13 protein-coding genes are annotated in these 19,135 nt (G+C 44.9%); 11 read left to right on the forward strand and 2 right to left on the reverse strand.

The features are described 5' to 3' along the window. The first annotated feature begins 45 nt into the window (after positions 1–45). From HF881_RS08035 to purB, 11 genes are all read left to right on the forward strand, one after another. Positions 46–3,771 carry a phosphoribosylformylglycinamidine synthase gene (locus tag HF881_RS08035; RefSeq protein WP_169447067.1) on the forward strand — a complete coding sequence of 1,242 codons (3,726 nt, stop codon included), beginning with the start codon at positions 46–48 and terminating at the stop codon, positions 3,769–3,771. A 12-nt stretch (positions 3,772–3,783) separates the two neighbouring features. Beyond that, positions 3,784–5,226 (forward strand): amidophosphoribosyltransferase, encoded by a 1,443-nt coding sequence (gene purF, locus HF881_RS08040; protein WP_169447068.1) that lies wholly within the window; start codon positions 3,784–3,786, stop codon positions 5,224–5,226. A 39-nt stretch (positions 5,227–5,265) separates the two neighbouring features. Further along, positions 5,266–6,288: a phosphoribosylformylglycinamidine cyclo-ligase gene (gene purM, locus HF881_RS08045; RefSeq protein ID WP_169447069.1), complete on the forward strand. Its 1,023-nt coding sequence runs from the start codon at positions 5,266–5,268 to the stop codon at positions 6,286–6,288. Beyond that, complete coding sequence (gene purN / locus HF881_RS08050) at positions 6,285–6,830, forward strand: phosphoribosylglycinamide formyltransferase (protein WP_169447070.1); 546 nt, start codon at positions 6,285–6,287, stop codon at positions 6,828–6,830. Before purM ends, purN begins: the two co-directional genes overlap by 4 nt. A 15-nt stretch (positions 6,831–6,845) precedes the next feature. Beyond that, positions 6,846–8,393 carry a bifunctional phosphoribosylaminoimidazolecarboxamide formyltransferase/IMP cyclohydrolase gene (purH, locus tag HF881_RS08055; RefSeq protein ID WP_169447071.1) on the forward strand — a complete coding sequence of 516 codons (1,548 nt, stop codon included), beginning with the start codon at positions 6,846–6,848 and terminating at the stop codon, positions 8,391–8,393. A 121-nt stretch (positions 8,394–8,514) separates the two neighbouring features. Further along, positions 8,515–9,777: a phosphoribosylamine--glycine ligase gene (gene purD, locus HF881_RS08060; protein ID WP_169447072.1), complete on the forward strand. Its 1,263-nt coding sequence runs from the start codon at positions 8,515–8,517 to the stop codon at positions 9,775–9,777. A gap of 192 nt (positions 9,778–9,969) precedes the next feature. After that, a complete protein-coding gene (gene purE, locus HF881_RS08065; protein ID WP_045762511.1) occupies positions 9,970–10,458 on the forward strand; it encodes a 5-(carboxyamino)imidazole ribonucleotide mutase in 489 nt (162 codons plus the stop codon). Continuing rightward, a complete protein-coding gene (gene purK, locus HF881_RS08070) occupies positions 10,445–11,536 on the forward strand; it encodes a 5-(carboxyamino)imidazole ribonucleotide synthase (protein WP_240956797.1) in 1,092 nt (363 codons plus the stop codon). Before purE ends, purK begins: the two co-directional genes overlap by 14 nt. 9 nt (positions 11,537–11,545) lie before the next feature. Beyond that, positions 11,546–11,785 carry a phosphoribosylaminoimidazole carboxylase gene (locus tag HF881_RS08075; RefSeq protein ID WP_169447074.1) on the forward strand — a complete coding sequence of 80 codons (240 nt, stop codon included), beginning with the start codon at positions 11,546–11,548 and terminating at the stop codon, positions 11,783–11,785. Next, complete coding sequence (locus HF881_RS08080; RefSeq protein ID WP_125416458.1) at positions 11,785–12,636, forward strand: hypothetical protein; 852 nt, start codon at positions 11,785–11,787, stop codon at positions 12,634–12,636. The genes HF881_RS08075 and HF881_RS08080 overlap by 1 nt, the downstream gene beginning before the upstream one ends. A gap of 19 nt (positions 12,637–12,655) precedes the next feature. Continuing rightward, positions 12,656–13,954 (forward strand): adenylosuccinate lyase, encoded by a 1,299-nt coding sequence (gene purB / locus HF881_RS08085; RefSeq protein WP_000610728.1) that lies wholly within the window; start codon positions 12,656–12,658, stop codon positions 13,952–13,954. Positions 13,955–14,011: 57 nt separating this feature from the next. Here the strand turns inward: purB and strH are convergent, their stop codons facing one another. After that, positions 14,012–18,022 carry an LPXTG-anchored beta-N-acetylhexosaminidase StrH gene (gene strH, locus HF881_RS08090; RefSeq protein WP_169447075.1) on the reverse strand — a complete coding sequence of 1,337 codons (4,011 nt, stop codon included), beginning with the start codon at positions 18,020–18,022 and terminating at the stop codon, positions 14,012–14,014. 299 nt (positions 18,023–18,321) lie between these two features. After that, positions 18,322–19,038: a GntR family transcriptional regulator gene (locus tag HF881_RS08095; protein WP_001007187.1), complete on the reverse strand. Its 717-nt coding sequence runs from the start codon at positions 19,036–19,038 to the stop codon at positions 18,322–18,324. Positions 19,039–19,135: the final 97 nt, after the last annotated feature.

The raw sequence follows: 19,135 nt of genomic DNA on the forward strand, positions 1-19,135 counted from the left end.
GTCGTTGGGAACATTGCAAGAGCTGAAATAAAGGAATAAGAATTGATGAATAAACGTATTTTTGTTGAAAAAAAGGCCGATTTTCAGGTTAAGTCAGAGAGTTTGGTAAGAGAACTCCAGCACAACTTGGGACTTTCAACCCTGAAAAGTATTCGCATTGTGCAAGTTTATGATGTCTTTGATTTGGCAGAGGCCTTGTTTGCACCTGCGGAAAAACACATCTTCTCTGAGCAGGTGACGGATCATGTCTTGGATGAATCAGCCGTGCAAGCGGATCTTGCCAATTATGCTTTCTTTGCCATTGAAAGTCTACCAGGACAGTTTGACCAACGTGCGGCTTCTTCACAGGAAGCCTTGCTTTTGCTGGGAAGTTCAAGTGATGTGACGGTCAACACAGCCCAACTTTACTTGGTTAATAAAGATATTGATGCGACTGAGTTGGAAGCGGTCAAAAACTATTTGCTCAACCCAGTGGATTCTCGTTTCAAGGACATCACGACAGGAATTGCCAAGCAGGAATTTTCAGAGTCAGACAAGACCATTCCTAAATTGACTTTCTTTGAAAGCTATACGGCAGAAGACTTTGCCCGCTACAAGGCAGAGCAAGGGATGGCTATGGAAGTGGACGATTTGCTCTTTATCCAAGACTATTTCAAGTCAATCGGGCGAGTGCCGACGGAAACAGAGCTTAAGGTTTTGGACACTTACTGGTCTGACCACTGTCGTCACACGACTTTTGAGACCGAGTTGAAACACATTGATTTCTCAGCTTCTAAATTCCAAAAGCAGTTGCAGGCGACTTATGAAAAGTATATTGCCATGCGTGATGAGTTGGGACGTTCGGAGAAACCACAAACCTTGATGGATATGGCCACTATTTTCGGTCGTTACGAACGTGCCAATGGGCGTTTGGACGACATGGAAGTGTCTGATGAGATCAATGCCTGCTCTGTTGAAATTGAAGTGGATGTTGATGGTGTCAAGGAACCGTGGCTCCTCATGTTCAAGAATGAAACCCACAATCATCCAACTGAAATCGAACCATTTGGTGGAGCGGCTACTTGTATCGGTGGTGCCATTCGTGACCCATTATCAGGTCGTTCCTACGTTTACCAAGCCATGCGTATCTCAGGTGCAGGTGACATTACAGCGCCGATTTCGGAAACGCGTGCTGGTAAATTGCCACAACAAGTCATTTCTAAAACAGCGGCTCATGGTTATTCTTCTTACGGGAATCAGATTGGTCTTGCGACGACCTATGTTCGTGAGTACTTCCATCCGGGCTTTGTAGCCAAACGTATGGAGCTTGGTGCCGTTGTTGGTGCTGCTCCCAAGGGCAACGTTGTCCGTGAAAAACCTGAAGCGGGCGATGTGATTATCTTGCTCGGTGGTAAGACTGGGCGTGATGGAGTCGGTGGTGCGACGGGTTCTTCTAAGGTTCAAACAGTTGAGTCTGTAGAGACTGCTGGTGCTGAGGTTCAAAAAGGGAATGCTATCGAAGAACGCAAGATTCAGCGCCTCTTCCGTAATGGCGATGTCACTCGTCTTATCAAGAAATCCAACGACTTTGGTGCTGGTGGTGTCTGTGTAGCCATCGGTGAATTGGCAGACGGTCTTGAAATCGACCTCAACAAGGTTCCTCTTAAATACCAAGGTTTGAATGGTACAGAAATTGCCATCTCTGAATCACAAGAACGGATGGCTGTGGTGGTTCGTCCTGAGGACGTAGACGCCTTCGTTGCCGAATGTAACAAAGAGAATATTGACGCTGTTGTGGTTGCTACAGTGACTGAAAAACCAAATCTAGTCATGCACTGGAATGGTGAAATCATTGTCGACTTGGAACGCCGTTTCCTTGATACTAATGGTGTGCGCGTGGTCGTAGATGCCAAGGTTGTGGACAAGGATGTTAAACTCCCAGAAGAGCGCAAGACAAGCGTTGAAACCCTTGAAGCGGATACTCTTGCGGTTCTATCTGACTTGAACCATGCGAGTCAAAAAGGCTTGCAGACTATCTTTGATAGCTCTGTCGGTCGTTCAACTGTCAACCACCCACTTGGCGGTCGCTATCAACTCACACCAACTGAGGCTTCTGTGCAAAAATTGCCCGTTCAACATGGTGTGACTCACACTGCGTCAGTCATGGCCCAAGGATTCAACCCTTACGTGGCAGAATGGTCTCCATACCACGGTGCTGCTTATGCGGTTATCGAAGCAACTGCTCGTTTGGTTGCTACTGGTGCCAACTGGTCCAAGTCTCGCTTCTCTTACCAAGAATATTTCGAGCGCATGGACAAACAGGCAGAGCGTTTTGGTCAGCCAGTAGCGGCTCTCCTAGGTTCTATCGAAGCACAAATCCAGCTTGGCTTGCCATCTATCGGTGGTAAGGACTCTATGTCTGGTACTTTTGAAGAATTGACAGTGCCACCAACCTTGGTTGCCTTTGGGGTGACAACGGCAGATAGCCGGAAGGTGCTCTCTCCTGAGTTCAAGGCTGCTGGTGAAAACATCTACTACATCCCAGGTCAAGCTCTCTCTACAGAGATTGATTTTGACTTGATTAAGCAAAACTTTGCTCAGTTTGAAGCCCTTCAAAAAGCTCACAAAGTGACGGCAGCTTCAGCTGTTAAATATGGTGGTGTTATTGAAAGTTTGGCTCTTGCTACCTTTGGAAATCATATTGGTGCAGAGGTTATCTTGTCTGAACTTGCAAGTTCTTTGACAGCTCAATTAGGCGGATTTGTCTTCACATCTCCTGAAGAAATCGCTGGAGTGGAGAAGATTGGACAAACAAGTGCCAACTTTACACTGCTTGTCAACGGTGTGAAGCTAGATGGACAGAAACTTGACAGTGCCTTCCAAGGAAAACTGGAAGAAGTTTACCCAACTGAATTTGCTCAAGCAACTGAACTGGAAGCAGTGCCAGCTATCTCTTCTGAGACAGTCATTAAAGCTAAAGAAACTATTGAAAAACCTGTGGTTTATATCCCAGTATTCCCAGGAACCAACTCAGAATATGACTCAGCCAAGGCCTTTGAAAAAGAAGGTGCAGAGGTTAACTTGGTGCCATTCGTGACCTTGAATGAAGAGGCTATTGTCAAGTCAGTTGAAACCATGGTTGACAATATCGGCAAGGCTAATATCCTTTTCTTCGCGGGTGGTTTCTCAGCTGCAGATGAGCCAGATGGATCAGCTAAGTTTATTGTCAACATCCTTCTCAATGAAAAAGTGCGTGTAGCTATTGATAGCTTTATCGCTCGTGGTGGCTTGATTATCGGTATCTGTAATGGATTCCAAGCCCTTGTAAAATCAGGTCTTCTTCCATACGGGAACTTCGAGGATGCCAGCAGTACTAGCCCAACCCTCTTCTACAATGATGCTAACCAGCACATGGCCAAGATGGTGGAAACTCGGATTGCTAATACAAATTCACCGTGGCTTGCCGGAGTGCAAGTGGGCGATATCCACGCTATTCCTGTTTCGCACGGTGAAGGGAAATTTGTCGTGACGGCTGAGGAATTCGCTGAACTCCGTGACAATGGACAAATTTTCAGCCAATACGTTGACTTTGACGGCAAACCAAGTATGGACTCTAAGTACAACCCAAATGGTTCTGTCCATGCCATTGAAGGAATTACCAGCAAGAACGGCCAAATTATTGGTAAGATGGGTCACTCAGAACGTTATGAAGACGGTCTCTTCCAAAACATCCCAGGAAATAAAGACCAGCACCTATTCGCGTCAGCTGTGCGTTATTTCACAGGGAAATAAAAGGTATAAAAAATGACATACGAAGTAAAATCTCTTAATGAAGAATGTGGCGTTTTTGGTATTTGGGGGCATCCAGATGCTGCCAAATTGACCTATTTTGGCCTCCACAGTCTTCAGCACCGTGGTCAGGAGGGGGCAGGAATCCTCTCCAATGACCAAGGGAAATTGAAGCGCCATCGTGATATGGGGCTTCTATCAGAAGTTTTCAAAAATCCTACTAAATTGGACAAACTAACAGGAACGGCTGCCATTGGGCATGTGCGTTATGCAACTGCTGGAGAAGCTTCTGCCGATAATATCCAACCTTTCATTTTTCGCTTTCATGATATGCAGTTTGGGTTGGCTCATAATGGGAATCTGACCAACGCGTCGTCGCTCAAAAAAGAATTGGAACAAAGAGGTGCGATTTTCAGTTCGACTTCCGATTCGGAAATCTTGGCTCATCTGATTCGCCGTAGTCATAATCCTAGTTTGATGGGCAAAATCAAGGAGGCGCTCAGTCTTGTCAAAGGCGGTTTTGCTTATATCTTGCTGTTTGAGGATAAATTGATTGCGGCCCTTGATCCTAATGGCTTCCGTCCGCTTTCTATCGGGAAAATGGCAAACGGAGCGGTGGTTGTTTCCTCTGAAACCTGTGCTTTTGAAGTGATCCGAGCAGAGTGGATTCGAGATGTGAAACCAGGAGAGATTGTTATTATTGATGACAATGGCATCCAGTATGATAGTTATACGAATGATACCCAGCTGGCAATCTGCTCTATGGAGTATATCTACTTTGCCCGCCCTGACTCCAATATCCATGGTGTCAATGTCCATACGGCACGGAAACGTATGGGAGCCCAATTGGCGCGTGAATTTAAGCACGAAGCGGACATCGTGGTTGGTGTACCAAATTCCTCGCTGAGCGCAGCTATGGGATTTGCGGAAGAATCCGGTCTGCCAAACGAAATGGGACTGATCAAAAACCAATACACGCAACGTACCTTTATCCAACCGACTCAAGAGTTGCGGGAGCAAGGGGTACGGATGAAACTGTCTGCTGTTTCAGGCGTTGTCAAAGGCAAACGTGTCGTCATGATTGATGATTCCATTGTCCGTGGGACAACCTCTCGTCGCATTGTTCAGCTATTGAAAGAAGCAGGTGCGTCTGAGGTTCACGTTGCTATTGGAAGTCCTGCACTAGCTTATCCATGTTTCTACGGGATTGATATCCAGACGCGTCAGGAGTTGATTGCTGCCAATCATACGGTCGAAGAAACCTGCCAAATCATTGGAGCAGATAGTCTGACCTATCTTTCGATTGATGGCTTGATTGATTCTATCGGGATTGAAACAGATGCGCCAAATGGCGGTCTCTGTGTCGCTTACTTTGACGGTGACTACCCAACGCCTCTCTACGACTATGAGGAAGAATATCGTAGAAGTTTGGAAGAAAAGACCAGTTTTTACAAATAGGCGGATAACGATTTTCCATTAAAGGAAAGGAATAAACAAATGACAAATAAAAATGCTTATGCGCAATCCGGTGTGGATGTTGAAGCGGGTTATGAAGTTGTTGAACGGATCAAAAAGCACGTGGCTCGTACGGAGCGTGCAGGTGTCATGGGAGCTCTGGGTGGCTTTGGTGGCATGTTTGACCTCTCAAAAACAGGTGTCAAAGAGCCCGTATTGATTTCAGGGACTGACGGTGTCGGAACCAAGCTCATGTTGGCTATCAAGTACGACAAGCATGACACGATTGGGCAGGACTGTGTTGCCATGTGTGTCAATGATATCATCGCTGCAGGTGCGGAGCCTCTTTACTTCCTTGACTACGTCGCGACTGGTAAAAATGAACCAGCTAAACTAGAACAAGTGGTTGCTGGTGTGGCAGAAGGCTGTGTGCAGGCAGGCGCTGCTCTCATCGGTGGGGAAACAGCTGAAATGCCGGGTATGTATGGTGAAGATGACTATGACTTGGCTGGTTTTGCGGTCGGTGTGGCTGAAAAATCTCAAATTATTGACGGCTCAAAGGTGACAGAAGGTGATGTTCTTCTCGGACTTGCTTCAAGTGGTATTCACTCAAATGGTTACTCGCTCGTTCGTCGTGTCTTTGCGGACTATACAGGTGAGGAAGTTTTACCAGAATTGGAAGGCAAGAAACTCAAGGAGGTTCTTCTTGAGCCAACTCGTATCTATGTCAAGGCTGTCTTGCCACTCATCAAGGAAGGGTTGGTCAATGGAATTGCCCACATCACAGGTGGTGGCTTTGTTGAGAATGTCCCACGCATGTTTGTAGCTGACTTGGCTGCTGAGATTGAGGAAAGCAAGGTTCCAGTTCTTCCAATTTTCAAAGCCCTTGAAAAATACGGTCAGATCAAGCATGAAGAAATGTTTGAAATCTTCAATATGGGTGTGGGACTCATGCTGGCAGTTAGCCCTGAAAATGTAGGTCGTGTCAAAGAATTGCTGGATGAACCAGTCTATGAAATTGGTCGCATCGTCAAGAAAGAAAACGAAAGTGTCATCATCAAATGAAAAAAATAGCGGTTTTTGCCTCTGGTAATGGCTCAAATTTTCAGGTGATTGCCGAAGAATTTCCGGTGGAGTTTGTCTTTTCAGACCATCGTGACGCCTATGTGCTCGAGCGTGCAGAAAAGCTCGGCGTCCTGTCCTATGCTTTTGAACTCAAGGAGTTTGAGAACAAGGCAGACTACGAAGCAGCTCTTGTCGAACTCTTGGAAGAACACCAGATTGACTTGGTTTGTCTAGCAGGCTACATGAAAATCGTTGGGCCAACCTTATTGGCAGCTTATGAAGGTCGAATCATCAATATCCATCCAGCCTACTTGCCAGAATTTCCAGGAGCTCATGGGATTGAGGACGCTTGGAATGCTGGTGTCGCTGAGAGTGGCGTGACCATTCACTGGGTGGATTCGGGTGTGGATACAGGAAAGGTCATCAAACAAGTACGCGTACCACGACTAGCTGATGATACCATTGCCAGTTTTGAAGCTCGCATTCATGAGGCAGAGTACAAGTTGTATCCAGAGGTTATTAGAGAATTGTTGGATAAGTAAATGAAAGGAAATAACATGACTAAACGCGCCTTAATCAGCGTCTCAGACAAAGCGGGCATTGTTGAATTTGCCCAAGAACTTAAAAAACTTGGTTGGGAGATTATCTCAACAGGTGGGACAAAGGTTACCCTTGATAATGCTGAGGTGGAGACCATTGCGATCGATGATGTGACTGGTTTCCCAGAAATGATGGACGGCCGTGTCAAGACCCTTCACCCAAATATCCACGGTGGTCTCCTCGCTCGTCGTGATCTAGATAGCCACCTTGAGGCGGCAAAGGACAATCAAATCGAGCTCATTGACCTTGTAGTGGTCAATCTCTATCCTTTCAAGGAAACCATTCTCAAACCAGATGTGACGTATGCTGATGCGGTGGAGAATATCGATATCGGTGGTCCTTCTATGCTTCGCTCAGCAGCTAAAAATCACGCCAGCGTGACAGTTGTGGTAGACCCAGTGGATTATGCTGTGGTTTTGGACGAATTGTCAGCAAACGGCGAAACAAGTTACGAAACTCGCCAACGGTTGGCAGCCAAGGTTTTCCGTCACACTGCGGCTTATGATGCCTTGATTGCAGAATACTTCACAACTCAAGTGGGCGAAAGCAAGCCAGAAAAACTCACTTTGACCTATGATCTCAAGCAACCAATGCGTTACGGTGAAAACCCTCAACAAGATGCAGACTTTTACCAGAAAGCCTTGCCAACGGATTACTCCATCGCTTCAGCAAAACAGCTCAACGGTAAGGAATTGTCCTTCAACAATATCCGTGATGCGGATGCTGCCATTCGTATTATCCGTGACTTCAAAGACCGTCCAACCGTTGTGGCTCTCAAACACATGAACCCATGTGGTATCGGTCAGGCTGATGACATCGAGACTGCTTGGGACTACGCTTATAAGTCTGATCCAGTGTCTATCTTCGGTGGAATTGTCGTCCTCAACCGTGAGGTGGATGCTGCGACTGCTGAGAAGATGCACGGCGTTTTCCTCGAGATCATCATCGCACCGAGCTATACCGATGAAGCGCTAGCCATTTTGACCAATAAAAAGAAAAACTTGCGCATCCTTGCCTTGCCATTCGACGCTCAAGATGCCAGCGAAGTGGAAGCAGAATACACAGGTGTGGTTGGTGGACTTCTTGTGCAAAACCAAGACGTGGTCAAAGAAAGCCCGACTGACTGGCAAGTGGTGACCAAACGCCAGCCAACCGAGACAGAAGCAACTGCTCTTGAGTTCGCTTGGAAGGCTATCAAGTACGTCAAATCAAACGGAATCATCGTAACCAACGACCACATGACACTTGGCGTTGGTCCAGGTCAAACCAACCGTGTGGCCTCTGTGCGTATCGCCATTGAACAAGCTAAAGACCGCCTTGATAGTGCTGTCCTTGCTTCAGATGCCTTCTTCCCATTCGCGGATAACGTGGAAGAAATCGCCAAAGCAGGCATTAAAGCCATCATACAGCCTGGAGGATCAGTCCGTGACCAAGAATCCATCGAAGCTGCGGATAAATACGGCTTGACCATGGTTTTCACAGGAGTGAGACATTTTAGACATTAAGAAGACAAAAGGGAAGAAAACAGTTTCTTTCCTTTTTTTATCTAAAACGCGGAGTGGAACAAGATTAAAACGAACGTTTGTGATATAATATTAGTAAATAATTCGCAAAAGAGGTTGTAAGATGAAGCTGTTAGTTGTCGGTTCGGGTGGTCGTGAACATGCCATTGCTAAGAAGTTGCTTGAATCAAAAGAAGTTGAAAAAGTCTTTGTAGCTCCTGGGAATGACGGGATGACTCTAGATGGTCTGGAATTGGTGGACATCTCTATTTCCGAACATTCTAAATTGATTGAGTTTGCAAAAGCCAACGATATTGCTTGGACCTTCATCGGTCCAGATGATGCCCTGGCTGCTGGGATTGTGGATGATTTTAACCAAGCTGGTCTCAAGGCCTTTGGTCCGAATAGGGCTGCGGCGGAGCTGGAATGGTCCAAGGACTTTGCCAAGGAAATCATGGTCAAGTACGGCGTTCCGACAGCAGCCTATGGCACATTTTCCGACTTTGAGGAAGCCAAAGCCTACATCGAGAAGCAAGGGGCGCCTATAGTGGTCAAGGCGGACGGCCTAGCTCTAGGCAAGGGTGTGGTTGTTGCTGAGACAGTCGAGCAAGCGGTCGAAGCAGCTCATGAGATGCTTTTGGACAATAAATTCGGGGACTCAGGTGCGCGTGTGGTTATCGAGGAATTCCTCGATGGTGAGGAGTTCTCTCTCTTTGCCTTTGTCAATGGCGACAAATTCTACATCATGCCAACGGCTCAGGATCACAAACGTGCCTATGATGGCGACAAGGGGCCTAACACTGGTGGGATGGGTGCTTATGCGCCAGTTCCTCACTTGCCAGAGAGCGTGGTTGCCACAGCGGTTGACACCATTGTCAAGCCAGTCCTTGAGGGCATGATTCAGGAAGGTCGCCCTTATCTGGGTGTTCTTTACGCAGGGCTTATCTTGACAGCTGATGGACCCAAGGTTATCGAGTTTAACGCTCGCTTCGGAGATCCTGAAACGCAAATCATCTTACCTCGCTTGACATCTGACCTTGCGCAAAATATTACGGATATCCTCGATGGCAAGGAGCCCAACATCACTTGGACGGACAAGGGTGTGACTCTGGGTGTGGTTGTCGCATCCAATGGCTACCCGCTAGACTATGAAAAAGGTGTCAAGTTGCCAGTCAAAACTGATGGCGACATCATCACCTACTATGCAGGGGCTAAGTTTGCAGGAAATAGCAGAGCACTGCTCTCAAACGGAGGACGTGTCTATATGCTCGTCACCACAGCAGACACCGTCAAAGAAGCCCAAGACACTATCTACAAGGAACTTGACAAACAAAACACAGAAGGCCTCTTTTACCGAACAGATATCGGAAGCAAGGCAATTAAGTAAAGATATAAGAATAACGCGACGCAGTCGCCAAACACGATAATGGTCGCCATGGTGAAAAGACCAGAACAGAACTTGTTCTGGTCGGGGGAAACTTTGAGACCTTAGGCTCAAAGTTTAGGAATGAAACCGAAGGTTTGCTTCCGTCCCCACCACCTAAGACCATTATCAAAAAAGGAAGAAAAAGGATTAAAAATGAAACCAGTAATTTCCATCATCATGGGCTCCAAATCCGACTGGGCTACCATGCAAAAAACCGCCGAAGTCCTAGACCGTTTCGGTGTAGCCTACGAAAAGAAAGTTGTTTCCGCACACCGTACACCAGACCTCATGTTCAAACATGCGGAAGAAGCACGTAGCCGTGGCATCAAGGTCATCATCGCTGGTGCGGGTGGCGCAGCCCATTTGCCAGGTATGGTAGCTGCCAAAACAACCCTTCCTGTCATTGGTGTACCAGTCAAATCACGTGCTCTTAGTGGCGTGGACTCGCTCTACTCTATCGTTCAGATGCCGGGTGGCGTACCAGTCGCAACTATGGCTATCGGTGAAGCAGGAGCGACAAACGCTGCCCTCTTTGCCCTCCGTCTCCTGTCAGTAGAGGATCAGGCTATCGCGACAGCTTTGGCAAATTTTGCAGAAGAACAAGGAAAAATCGCAGAGGAGTCTACAAATGAGCTCATCTAAAACAATCGGAATTATCGGTGGCGGTCAGCTGGGGCAGATGATGGCCATTTCTGCTATCTACATGGGGCACAAGGTCATCGCGCTGGATCCTGCGGCGGATTGCCCAGCTTCTCGTGTGGCAGAAATCATCATGGCTCCTTATAACGATGTGGATGCCCTCCGTCAGTTGGCTGAGCGTTGCGATGTCCTGACCTATGAGTTTGAAAATGTCGATGCCAACGGTTTGGATGCTGTTATCAAGGATGGTCAGCTTCCTCAAGGAACAGACCTGCTTCGCATCTCCCAAAATCGCATTTTTGAAAAGGACTTTTTGTCAAACAAGGCTCAAGTCATCGTAGCACCATACAAGGTCGTGACTTCAAGTCAAGACTTGGCAGACATTGATCTATCTAAAAACTATGTCCTCAAGACTGCGACAGGTGGCTATGATGGACATGGGCAAAAGGTCATTCGCTCAGAAGCAGACTTGGAAGAAGCCCGTGCACTAGCCGACTCAGCAGACTGCGTCTTGGAAGAATTCGTCAACTTTGACCTGGAGCTTTCGGTTATCGTGTCAGGAAATGGCAAGGATGTTACGGTTTTCCCAGTTCAGGAAAATATCCACCGCAACAACATCCTGTCTAAGACCATCGTACCAGCTCGCATTTCTGATAGTCTAGCTGAGAAAGCCAAAGCAATGGCAGTGCAAATCGCAGAACAACTGAACTTGTCTGGAACCCTATGTGTGGAAATGTTTGCGACAGCTGATGACATCATTGTCAACGAAATTGCGCCACGTCCACACAACTCAGGCCACTATTCGATCGAAGCCTGTGATTTCTCCCAGTTTGATACCCATATCTTAGGTGTTCTCGGAGCATCATTGCCAGAAATTAAATTACATGCACCTGCCGTCATGCTCAATGTTCTCGGCCAGCATGTCGAGGCCGCTGAAAAATATGTCACAGAAAATCCAAGCGCCCACCTCCACATGTATGGTAAAATAGAAGCAAAGCACAACCGCAAGATGGGACATGTGACTTTGTTTAGTGATGTGCCGGATAGTGTGGATGAGTTTGGGAAAGGGATTGATTTTTAGGAGAAATCTATGATTCAAATAATCGTAAATGCATTTGTTGAAAAGGATAATACTGGAGCAGTCGTCGAAGTCTTGTATGCTAGTGGTGATTACGAAAAAGTGAAAACCAAATATGAAGAGCTAGTGGCTCAGTACCCAGAAAACTATTTAGTTATCTATGATGTACCGTTGGATACTAACCTTAGTAGTTTACCACACTATCCATCTGTGTTTATTGGAAAAGAAGAGTTTGAGGAGAGAGAAGAATAATGATTTTAGATTTATTTAATAACGAAAATAATACTATTGAAACGGATACTCTTAGCATAAAGGAACATGCAATAGCTACTCAAAATGATGTTATTCAGATAGACAATATTTCTATGATGACAAAAGCAACATTGGCATTTAGAATTTCTTTGAAAGAAATAGCTTTTGCAGCTATTATGTTAATAATGTTTCCGATAGATTTTATCCCAAATATCATTCCGATTACTTTTTTGGCTTTGTACATTTATATTGTATATAACCGTTATGAGAAATATCTTAAAACAAAATATTACATAGAGTTCAATTTAGGGTCTAGCAAAAATTCTTATTTGTTTTTTAAGGAAGAAATATTTCGAGACAAAGTATATGAAGTAATTAAAAAATCTTTTGGTGATAAAAATCAGATCACTTTTATTGATATAAAACATCAACAAATTGGTGGGGAACAAAATATTTTTGAAACAGGCTCATATAAAACAACTGTATCAGGTAATGATAATGTAGTTGGAAATGATTTTGGTTCAGGTAATAATGTCACATTTAATGGGGACAACAATGTTAACTCAAATATTGTTACGGATTCTATTTTAGAAAAATCTAATATGAATGTTGAATTTCCGTGGTCGGAACTTTCTAAACAACTTCAACAGATTCTTAACAATGCTTCTGTTCTATCTGAGCAATCTGTCGAAATTTTAAAGGACTTACTTGCTGCAACTGACAAAAATAGTGAATCTGAATTTACTGTAATTGTTAAAGAAAATGCATCATTTTTCAATCAACAGTTTATTAAAGATATAATATCAGGAACTTTAGGTGGAGTTATTTCATCATTACTATCAGGCAGATAAAATTATAGGAGAAACAACCATGATCAACCGTTACTCTCGCCCTGAGATGGCGAACATTTGGAGTGAAGAAAATAAATACCGTGCTTGGCTTGAGGTGGAAATCTTGGCTGACGAGGCATGGGCTGAGTTGGGGGAAATCCCTAAGGAAGATGTGGCTTTGATTCGCGAGAAGGCGGACTTTGACATCGACCGTATTTTGGAGATTGAGCAGGAGACTCGCCACGATGTGGTGGCTTTCACGCGTGCGGTTTCTGAGACTCTTGGTGAGGAGCGCAAGTGGGTCCACTATGGTTTGACTTCTACCGACGTGGTGGACACGGCCTACGGTTACCTCTACAAGCAAGCCAACGATATCATCCGTCGTGACCTTGAAAATTTCACCAACATCATCGCTGATAAGGCTAAGGAGCACAAGTTCACCATCATGATGGGTCGTACCCACGGTGTGCACGCTGAGCCTACAACTTTTGGTCTTAAATTGGCGACTTGGTACAGCGAAATGAAGCGCAACATCGAGCGTTTCGAGCATGCAGCTGCTGGAGTGGAAGCTGGTAAGATTTCTGGTGCGGTTGGTAACTTTGCCAACATTCCACCATTCGTAGAGCAATATGTCTGCGACAAATTGGGTATTCGTGCTCAAGAAATCTCTACACAGGTGCTTCCTCGTGACCTTCACGCTGAGTACTTTGCAGTTCTTGCTAGCATCGCAACTTCTATCGAGCGTATGGCTACTGAAATCCGTGGTCTGCAAAAATCTGAACAACGTGAAGTGGAAGAGTTCTTTGCTAAAGGTCAAAAAGGTTCTTCAGCAATGCCTCACAAACGCAATCCTATCGGTTCTGAAAACATGACAGGTCTGGCGCGTGTTATCCGTGGTCACATGGTGACAGCCTATGAAAATGTGGCTCTTTGGCACGAACGTGATATCTCTCACTCGTCAGCTGAGCGTATCATCACACCAGATACGACCATTTTGATCGACTACATGCTCAACCGTTTTGGAAATATCGTCAAGAACTTGACGGTCTTCCCAGAAAACATGATCCGCAACATGAATTCTACGTTTGGTCTTATCTTTAGTCAACGTGCGATGTTGACCTTGATTGAAAAAGGGATGACTCGTGAGCAAGCCTATGACTTGGTGCAACCAAAAACAGCCTACTCTTGGGATAACCAAGTAGACTTCAAACCGCTTCTGGAAGCAGATCCAGAAGTAACTTCACGCCTCACTCAAGATGAAATTGACGAAATCTTCAACCCTGCATACTACACTAAACGAGTGGATGATATCTTTGAACGTATCGGACTCGGTGACTAAGCATAAAATAAAAAAGCGAGATTCAATCTCGCTTTTTTGTATTCTTGTCGAAGAGGTTTAGTCTTCTTTTCTCTTAGTCAGTCCGTAGGCTGCTAGAGTCGCCATGAGTCCTGCTGCGACCAAGGCTGCAGAGTCTTGACTTCCTGTTGCAGGGAGTTGTTTTTCATCTGCTTTGGCAGTAGTTGGTGCAGTTTGCTCAGCTTTCTCAACGGCAGTGCCGACTTCAACAACTTGGGTGACCGCTTCCTGTGTTACCACGCTATTGACAAGCGTTCTTTCTTCTTTTCCATCAGCACTAGTGCTCACAGAGTAGAAGGCAGTACGGTGGCCGTTAGCTCCTTTAGTAACAACTTGCGTTTGTCCTTTTGGTAATTGAGGATTTTCACGTGTCACAGTAGTGAATGGAATTTCTTCCTCTTGGATATCCAGTCTTGGTTTTGTTTCTGCGGCTGGAGCAAGACCGTGTTCGTCCCCTACATGGGTTACAAGGGTTCCGACTTCAATAACTTGGGTCACTGCTTCTTGGGTCACAAGACTATCTACAAGAGTTTTCACTTCCTTACCGTCAGCACTAGTGCTCACAGAGTAATAATGGCTGCGACGACCGTTAGCGCCTTTAGTAACGACTTGAGTCTTCCCTTTGAGCAAGAGTGGATTTTCACGTGTCACGGTAGTGAATGGAATCTCTTCCTCTTGGATATCCAGTCTCGGTTTTGCTTCTGCAGTTGTCGCTTTACCATTTTCATCTCCTTTGTGAGTAATAGGGGCACCGATTTCAATCACTTGTGTCACAGGCCCTTTGGTTACTTGGCTATCTAGAACGGTTTCTGTTTGTTTACCATTTTCACTAAGGACAGAGATGTAATGAGTGCGTTCGCCATCTACACCTGGTGTGACAATCTTTTCTTGCTTAGCCGGGAGGTTCGGATTTTCTTTTTTGATAATCTCAAAAGGAATCTTTTCTGCTCTTGTGATGAGTTCAGGTTTGGTTTCAACGTTGGCAGCTAGTTCGTTTTCATCGAGGCTTCCTGAGTGAGTTGCTGCTGGTTTGAGGCCTAGGCGGGCTGCCTTGAGTTTGGCTACGAGAGCGTCTAACTCGGCTTGTTTGCTACGGTTGAGGTTGTAGTTGAGAGTCTCTTTAGCTGCATTTAGGGCGTCCAAGCTTTCCTTGCTGTATCCATCCAAGTTTGCAGGGATTTGAGCAAGCTCCTCGCGGAGTGCGTTGTAGTTAGCGCGGAAGTAGTCTTTGTTATGATCTGCAAAAGCAGTCATGAGTTCAAAGATTTCTTCTTCCTTGTATTCTGCACTTGGTCTATCTGCCCAGATAGCAAGCATACTACCAATAGTAGGAAGGTCAACTTCAGGGTATTTAGTTGATGCTAGTTGATTAAATGGAGTTTTCTCGGTATTTTCGAGAGCTTTTTTGAGGAAGCCACCACCATCTTCTGGTTTTTGACCGAGAATGTAGTACCAGTCTCCGTTGGTATTAAGGAATTTATAGCCTTTACTTGCAAGGTACTGAGGAGATGCAAGGTTGTAGCCCCACCATCCTTTAGACCAGTAAGAGATGATGACATCCTTGTCAAACTCAACATCGTCCTTGTCCTCGTAGTAGAAACCATCGTTGAAGGCCATTGGTTGAAGGCCTCTTTCTTTGGCCATGGCAGCAAGAGTGTTAGCATATTCAGCAAACTTGCCATAGAGTCCATACCATTTGAGGTAGTACCAGCCTTGGGCGTTGGTAGCATCATTGGCATATTCGTCTGTACCGTAGTTGAAGATCTTAGTCTTGCCTGCAAAGAAGTCCATGTACTTGCCGATGAGGGCTTTGACAAAGTTCATCGCCTCTTCGTTTTCGAGGTCCATGGTTGTTTTGGAGACTTTATCAAAATTAGCTTGAGGGTTTGCGATACCTAATTTTTCCATAGCGACGAGCATGGCATCCATGTGACCTGGGCTGTTGATCGCTGGGATGAGTCCAATCCCTTTTGATTTTCCGTACTCGATCAATTCAGTGATTTCAGCCTGGCTAAGAGTGGTTCCGTTTGGATCGTCGTAGTAAGCTTTTGTTCCTTCGGTGATGGCCTTTTTGACATCATCACTTGCATAAGTTTTTCCGTTAGCTGTGATAGTCATGTCATCAAGTAGGAAGCGAAGTCCGTCATTTCCTAGGAGGAGATGCACATCAGAATATCCAAGTTCACTAGCTTTATCAATGATACGTTTGAGTTGCTCAGCTGAGAAGTACTTACGTCCAGCATCGATTGAGATTACCTTGTTCTTGGCAAGTTTTTCAACTTCGCGTTTCGCGTCTTCTTCTTTTTGAGCTTCTGGTGTGAAGGTCAAATTGCTAACAGCTTCTTGGAGTTTTGCGATTGCTTGATCAATGGTGTCTTGTTGGGCACGGCTGAGGTTGCTATCAAGTGAGCGAATGGCTTTTTCAGCTTCTTTGACAGCTGCGACACTTTCTGCAGTATAGCGGTTAAGGTCTGTTGGTACTTCTTTCAGAGCTTGCTCAGCAGACTCATAGTCGGCAGCGAAGTACTCAGCATTGGCATTTGCGAAGCTACGCATGAGTTTGAAGAGGCGTGATGGTGAATAGCGTGCAGATGGTTCATCCGCCCAAGCAGCCACCATACCACCGATGAATGGAATGTCAGCTCCTTCAGATTTTGGTACAGAAGTGATTGGAGTGTTCTTGATTCCATTGAGCCCTTGGTCGAGGTTGTACCAGCCTTGGCCATCCGCATTTCGTCCGAGAACATAGTACCAAGCATCGTTGGTATTAAGAATTTGGTGGCCTTTTTCAACTAGAAGTTTAGAAGAAGCGACGTCGTATCCGCCCCATCCACCAGTCCACATTGAAACGATGATGTCTTTGTCAAAGGTACCAAAGCTAGTATCACTATTGTAGTAGATTCCATCGTTGAAGGCCATTGGTTTGAGACCGTGAGATTTGACGATACGAGCAAGGTCATTAGCATAAGCGATAAATTTATCATAACCCTTGTCAGGGAATCCATCTTCTGGATACCATTTATAGGCTTGAAGAACGCTCCAGCCTTTGGCGTTTGTAGCATCGTTGGCATACTCGTCGAGTCCGATGTTAAAGATGTCAGATTTGCCAGCGAAGTAAGCAGCATACTTGTCAATCAGAGCCTTGGTAAATGCAACTGCTTCTTTGTTATCAAGGTCAACGGTACGAGCAGATTCCTTATCAAAGTAGGTAAAGTTTGGCTTCTCAATACCAAGTTCTTTCATGGCATTGAGAATGGCATCCATGTGGCCAGGGCTGTTTACAGTTGGGATGAGACCAATGCCTTTGTTTTTAGCATAGTTGATCAAGTCCGTCATTTGGCTCTCTGTTAAGTGGTTGCCATTTGGATCCTTGTAGTAGGCATCTGTTCCTTTTTCGAGTGCACGTTTGACATCATCACTGGCATAGGTTTTGCCATTGGCTTTGATCGTCATGTCGTCCAACATAAAACGCATGCCATCATTTCCAACTAGTAAATGAAGGTCAGTATAACCGTAGTGTTTGGCTTTGTCGATGATTTCTTTGAGTTGCTCAGGTGAGAAGTACTTGCGTCCAGCATCGATTGAGATCATTTTTCTTTTCGCCAGTTTTTCATTTACCTGACTTGCTCGTTCAACGCTCGGAGCCGTTGTTGCAGGTGTTGATGGATCATTTTTCTTTTCTTCGTCAATTTTTACTGGTTCTGAGTTTTCTTCTGAAGCAGGAATAGTTTTTTCATTGACTGGAGTCTCGTCAGCTTTCTCTGCAACTGCTGGGGATTCAGTTTTTTCGGTTGTTGGAGCGAGTGTAGCTGAAGCTTCTTTTGTCTCCTCGGTTTTTGCTTCAACTCTTTCTTCAAGCTTGCTTTCAGTCGATGTTTCAGCAGCCAGTGGTTCTCCCTGAGCGGTTTGAGCCACGCTTGGATTTTCTGGTGTTGGAGTGACGCTGTCGGCAGATACGGCTTGAGTGCCGAAAGTAAATCCTATGAGCACAGAAGCTGCTCCAATCGCGTACTTACGAATGGAGAAGCGCTGTTTCTTTTCTAGTTTCATGATAAAACCTCCCTGTTATTATATTGTATGATAGCGTTTACACAAAACTGTTTTTATTTTATTATCTAAGATATAAAAAGTCAAGTGGCTTTATGAAAGAACTATAATAAATGGAGGAAATCATAAGATTTAGGAAAAAATTGTCAAAAAACTAAAAACAAGGAAAATCTAGCCAATATTTAACTTGTTTTTAGTAAAAGCACTACTAATTAAAGAATTACCCTTCGTCATATGTTCATACTAAATGGTGCATGCTATAATGAACATAGAAAAAGCCTGAGCTAGGCTCAAGCTTTTTCTTAATGACCTCGATCACACGAGATGAATTTGATTTTGTAGTAGTCAGCTCGTTTATAAGTTTCACTATAGGCAAGGACTTGGCCAGTGGCCTCAAGTTTTGTAGTCTTCGTTTGGAAGACAGTTGGAAATTGTGTATCAATTCCCAGCGTAGAAGCAGCATGCTCGGGTGTTGGGAATGCGATTTCGTTGATTTCCTCAAAATGCTCATCAGTCATGTGAATGCGGTAATCCAATTTGAAACGTTTATAGATAGAACTATAATAGTCAAGATTTGGATAGTTGGCGTTGATATATTGTTCGGGAATATAAGAAGTGTGGTAGATATAGGTCACACCGTTAGTTTGACGTGTCCGTTCGATCTTGTAGTAGAACTGGTCTCCACGCAAACCAAGTTTTTCCAAATATTCAAGCTTATTTCCACGTTCGATAGAAAGGACAGTTACCTTATCGTCCTTTGTTTCAAAAATTTCCACATCTGAAAACTCAACGAGTTTGTGCTTACGAGCGCGTGAAACAAAAGTTCCTTTTCCTTGCTGGCGGACAATATAGCCATCTTTGGCAAGGTCGTTCAAGGCACGAACAACTGTGATAGAACTAACATCATACATCGCGATCAACTCTGCTTCAGTATAAAATTTGTCTCCACTCGCAAATTGACCTGAGATGATTTTATTCTTGAGTTCGTCTTTAATATATTGGTATTTTGGAATAGCCATAATTGCACCTCAATTTTTTTCTTTCTCCTCCTTTGATTTTACCACAAACACAAAGAAAATAGTAGCATTTAGATGAAAAAATAACATAATACATTAA

It is taken from the genome of Streptococcus sp. WB01_FAA12, from assembly GCF_012843315.1.
Taxonomy (GTDB): domain Bacteria; phylum Bacillota; class Bacilli; order Lactobacillales; family Streptococcaceae; genus Streptococcus.

Coding starts and splice junctions, on each gene's coding strand:
- purN (WP_169447070.1), top strand. CDS start 6,285: ATGAAAAAAATAGCGGTTTTTGCCTCTGGTAATGGCTCAAATTTTCAG.
- purH (WP_169447071.1), top strand. CDS start 6,846: ATGACTAAACGCGCCTTAATCAGCGTCTCAGACAAAGCGGGCATTGTT.
- purK (WP_240956797.1), top strand. CDS start 10,445: ATGAGCTCATCTAAAACAATCGGAATTATCGGTGGCGGTCAGCTGGGG.
- strH (WP_169447075.1), bottom strand. CDS start 18,022: ATGAAACTAGAAAAGAAACAGCGCTTCTCCATTCGTAAGTACGCGATT.
- purE (WP_045762511.1), top strand. CDS start 9,970: ATGAAACCAGTAATTTCCATCATCATGGGCTCCAAATCCGACTGGGCT.
- purD (WP_169447072.1), top strand. CDS start 8,515: ATGAAGCTGTTAGTTGTCGGTTCGGGTGGTCGTGAACATGCCATTGCT.
- purB (WP_000610728.1), top strand. CDS start 12,656: ATGATCAACCGTTACTCTCGCCCTGAGATGGCGAACATTTGGAGTGAA.
- HF881_RS08035 (WP_169447067.1), top strand. CDS start 46: ATGAATAAACGTATTTTTGTTGAAAAAAAGGCCGATTTTCAGGTTAAG.
- purF (WP_169447068.1), top strand. CDS start 3,784: ATGACATACGAAGTAAAATCTCTTAATGAAGAATGTGGCGTTTTTGGT.
- HF881_RS08075 (WP_169447074.1), top strand. CDS start 11,546: ATGATTCAAATAATCGTAAATGCATTTGTTGAAAAGGATAATACTGGA.
- purM (WP_169447069.1), top strand. CDS start 5,266: ATGACAAATAAAAATGCTTATGCGCAATCCGGTGTGGATGTTGAAGCG.
- HF881_RS08080 (WP_125416458.1), top strand. CDS start 11,785: ATGATTTTAGATTTATTTAATAACGAAAATAATACTATTGAAACGGAT.
- HF881_RS08095 (WP_001007187.1), bottom strand. CDS start 19,038: ATGGCTATTCCAAAATACCAATATATTAAAGACGAACTCAAGAATAAA.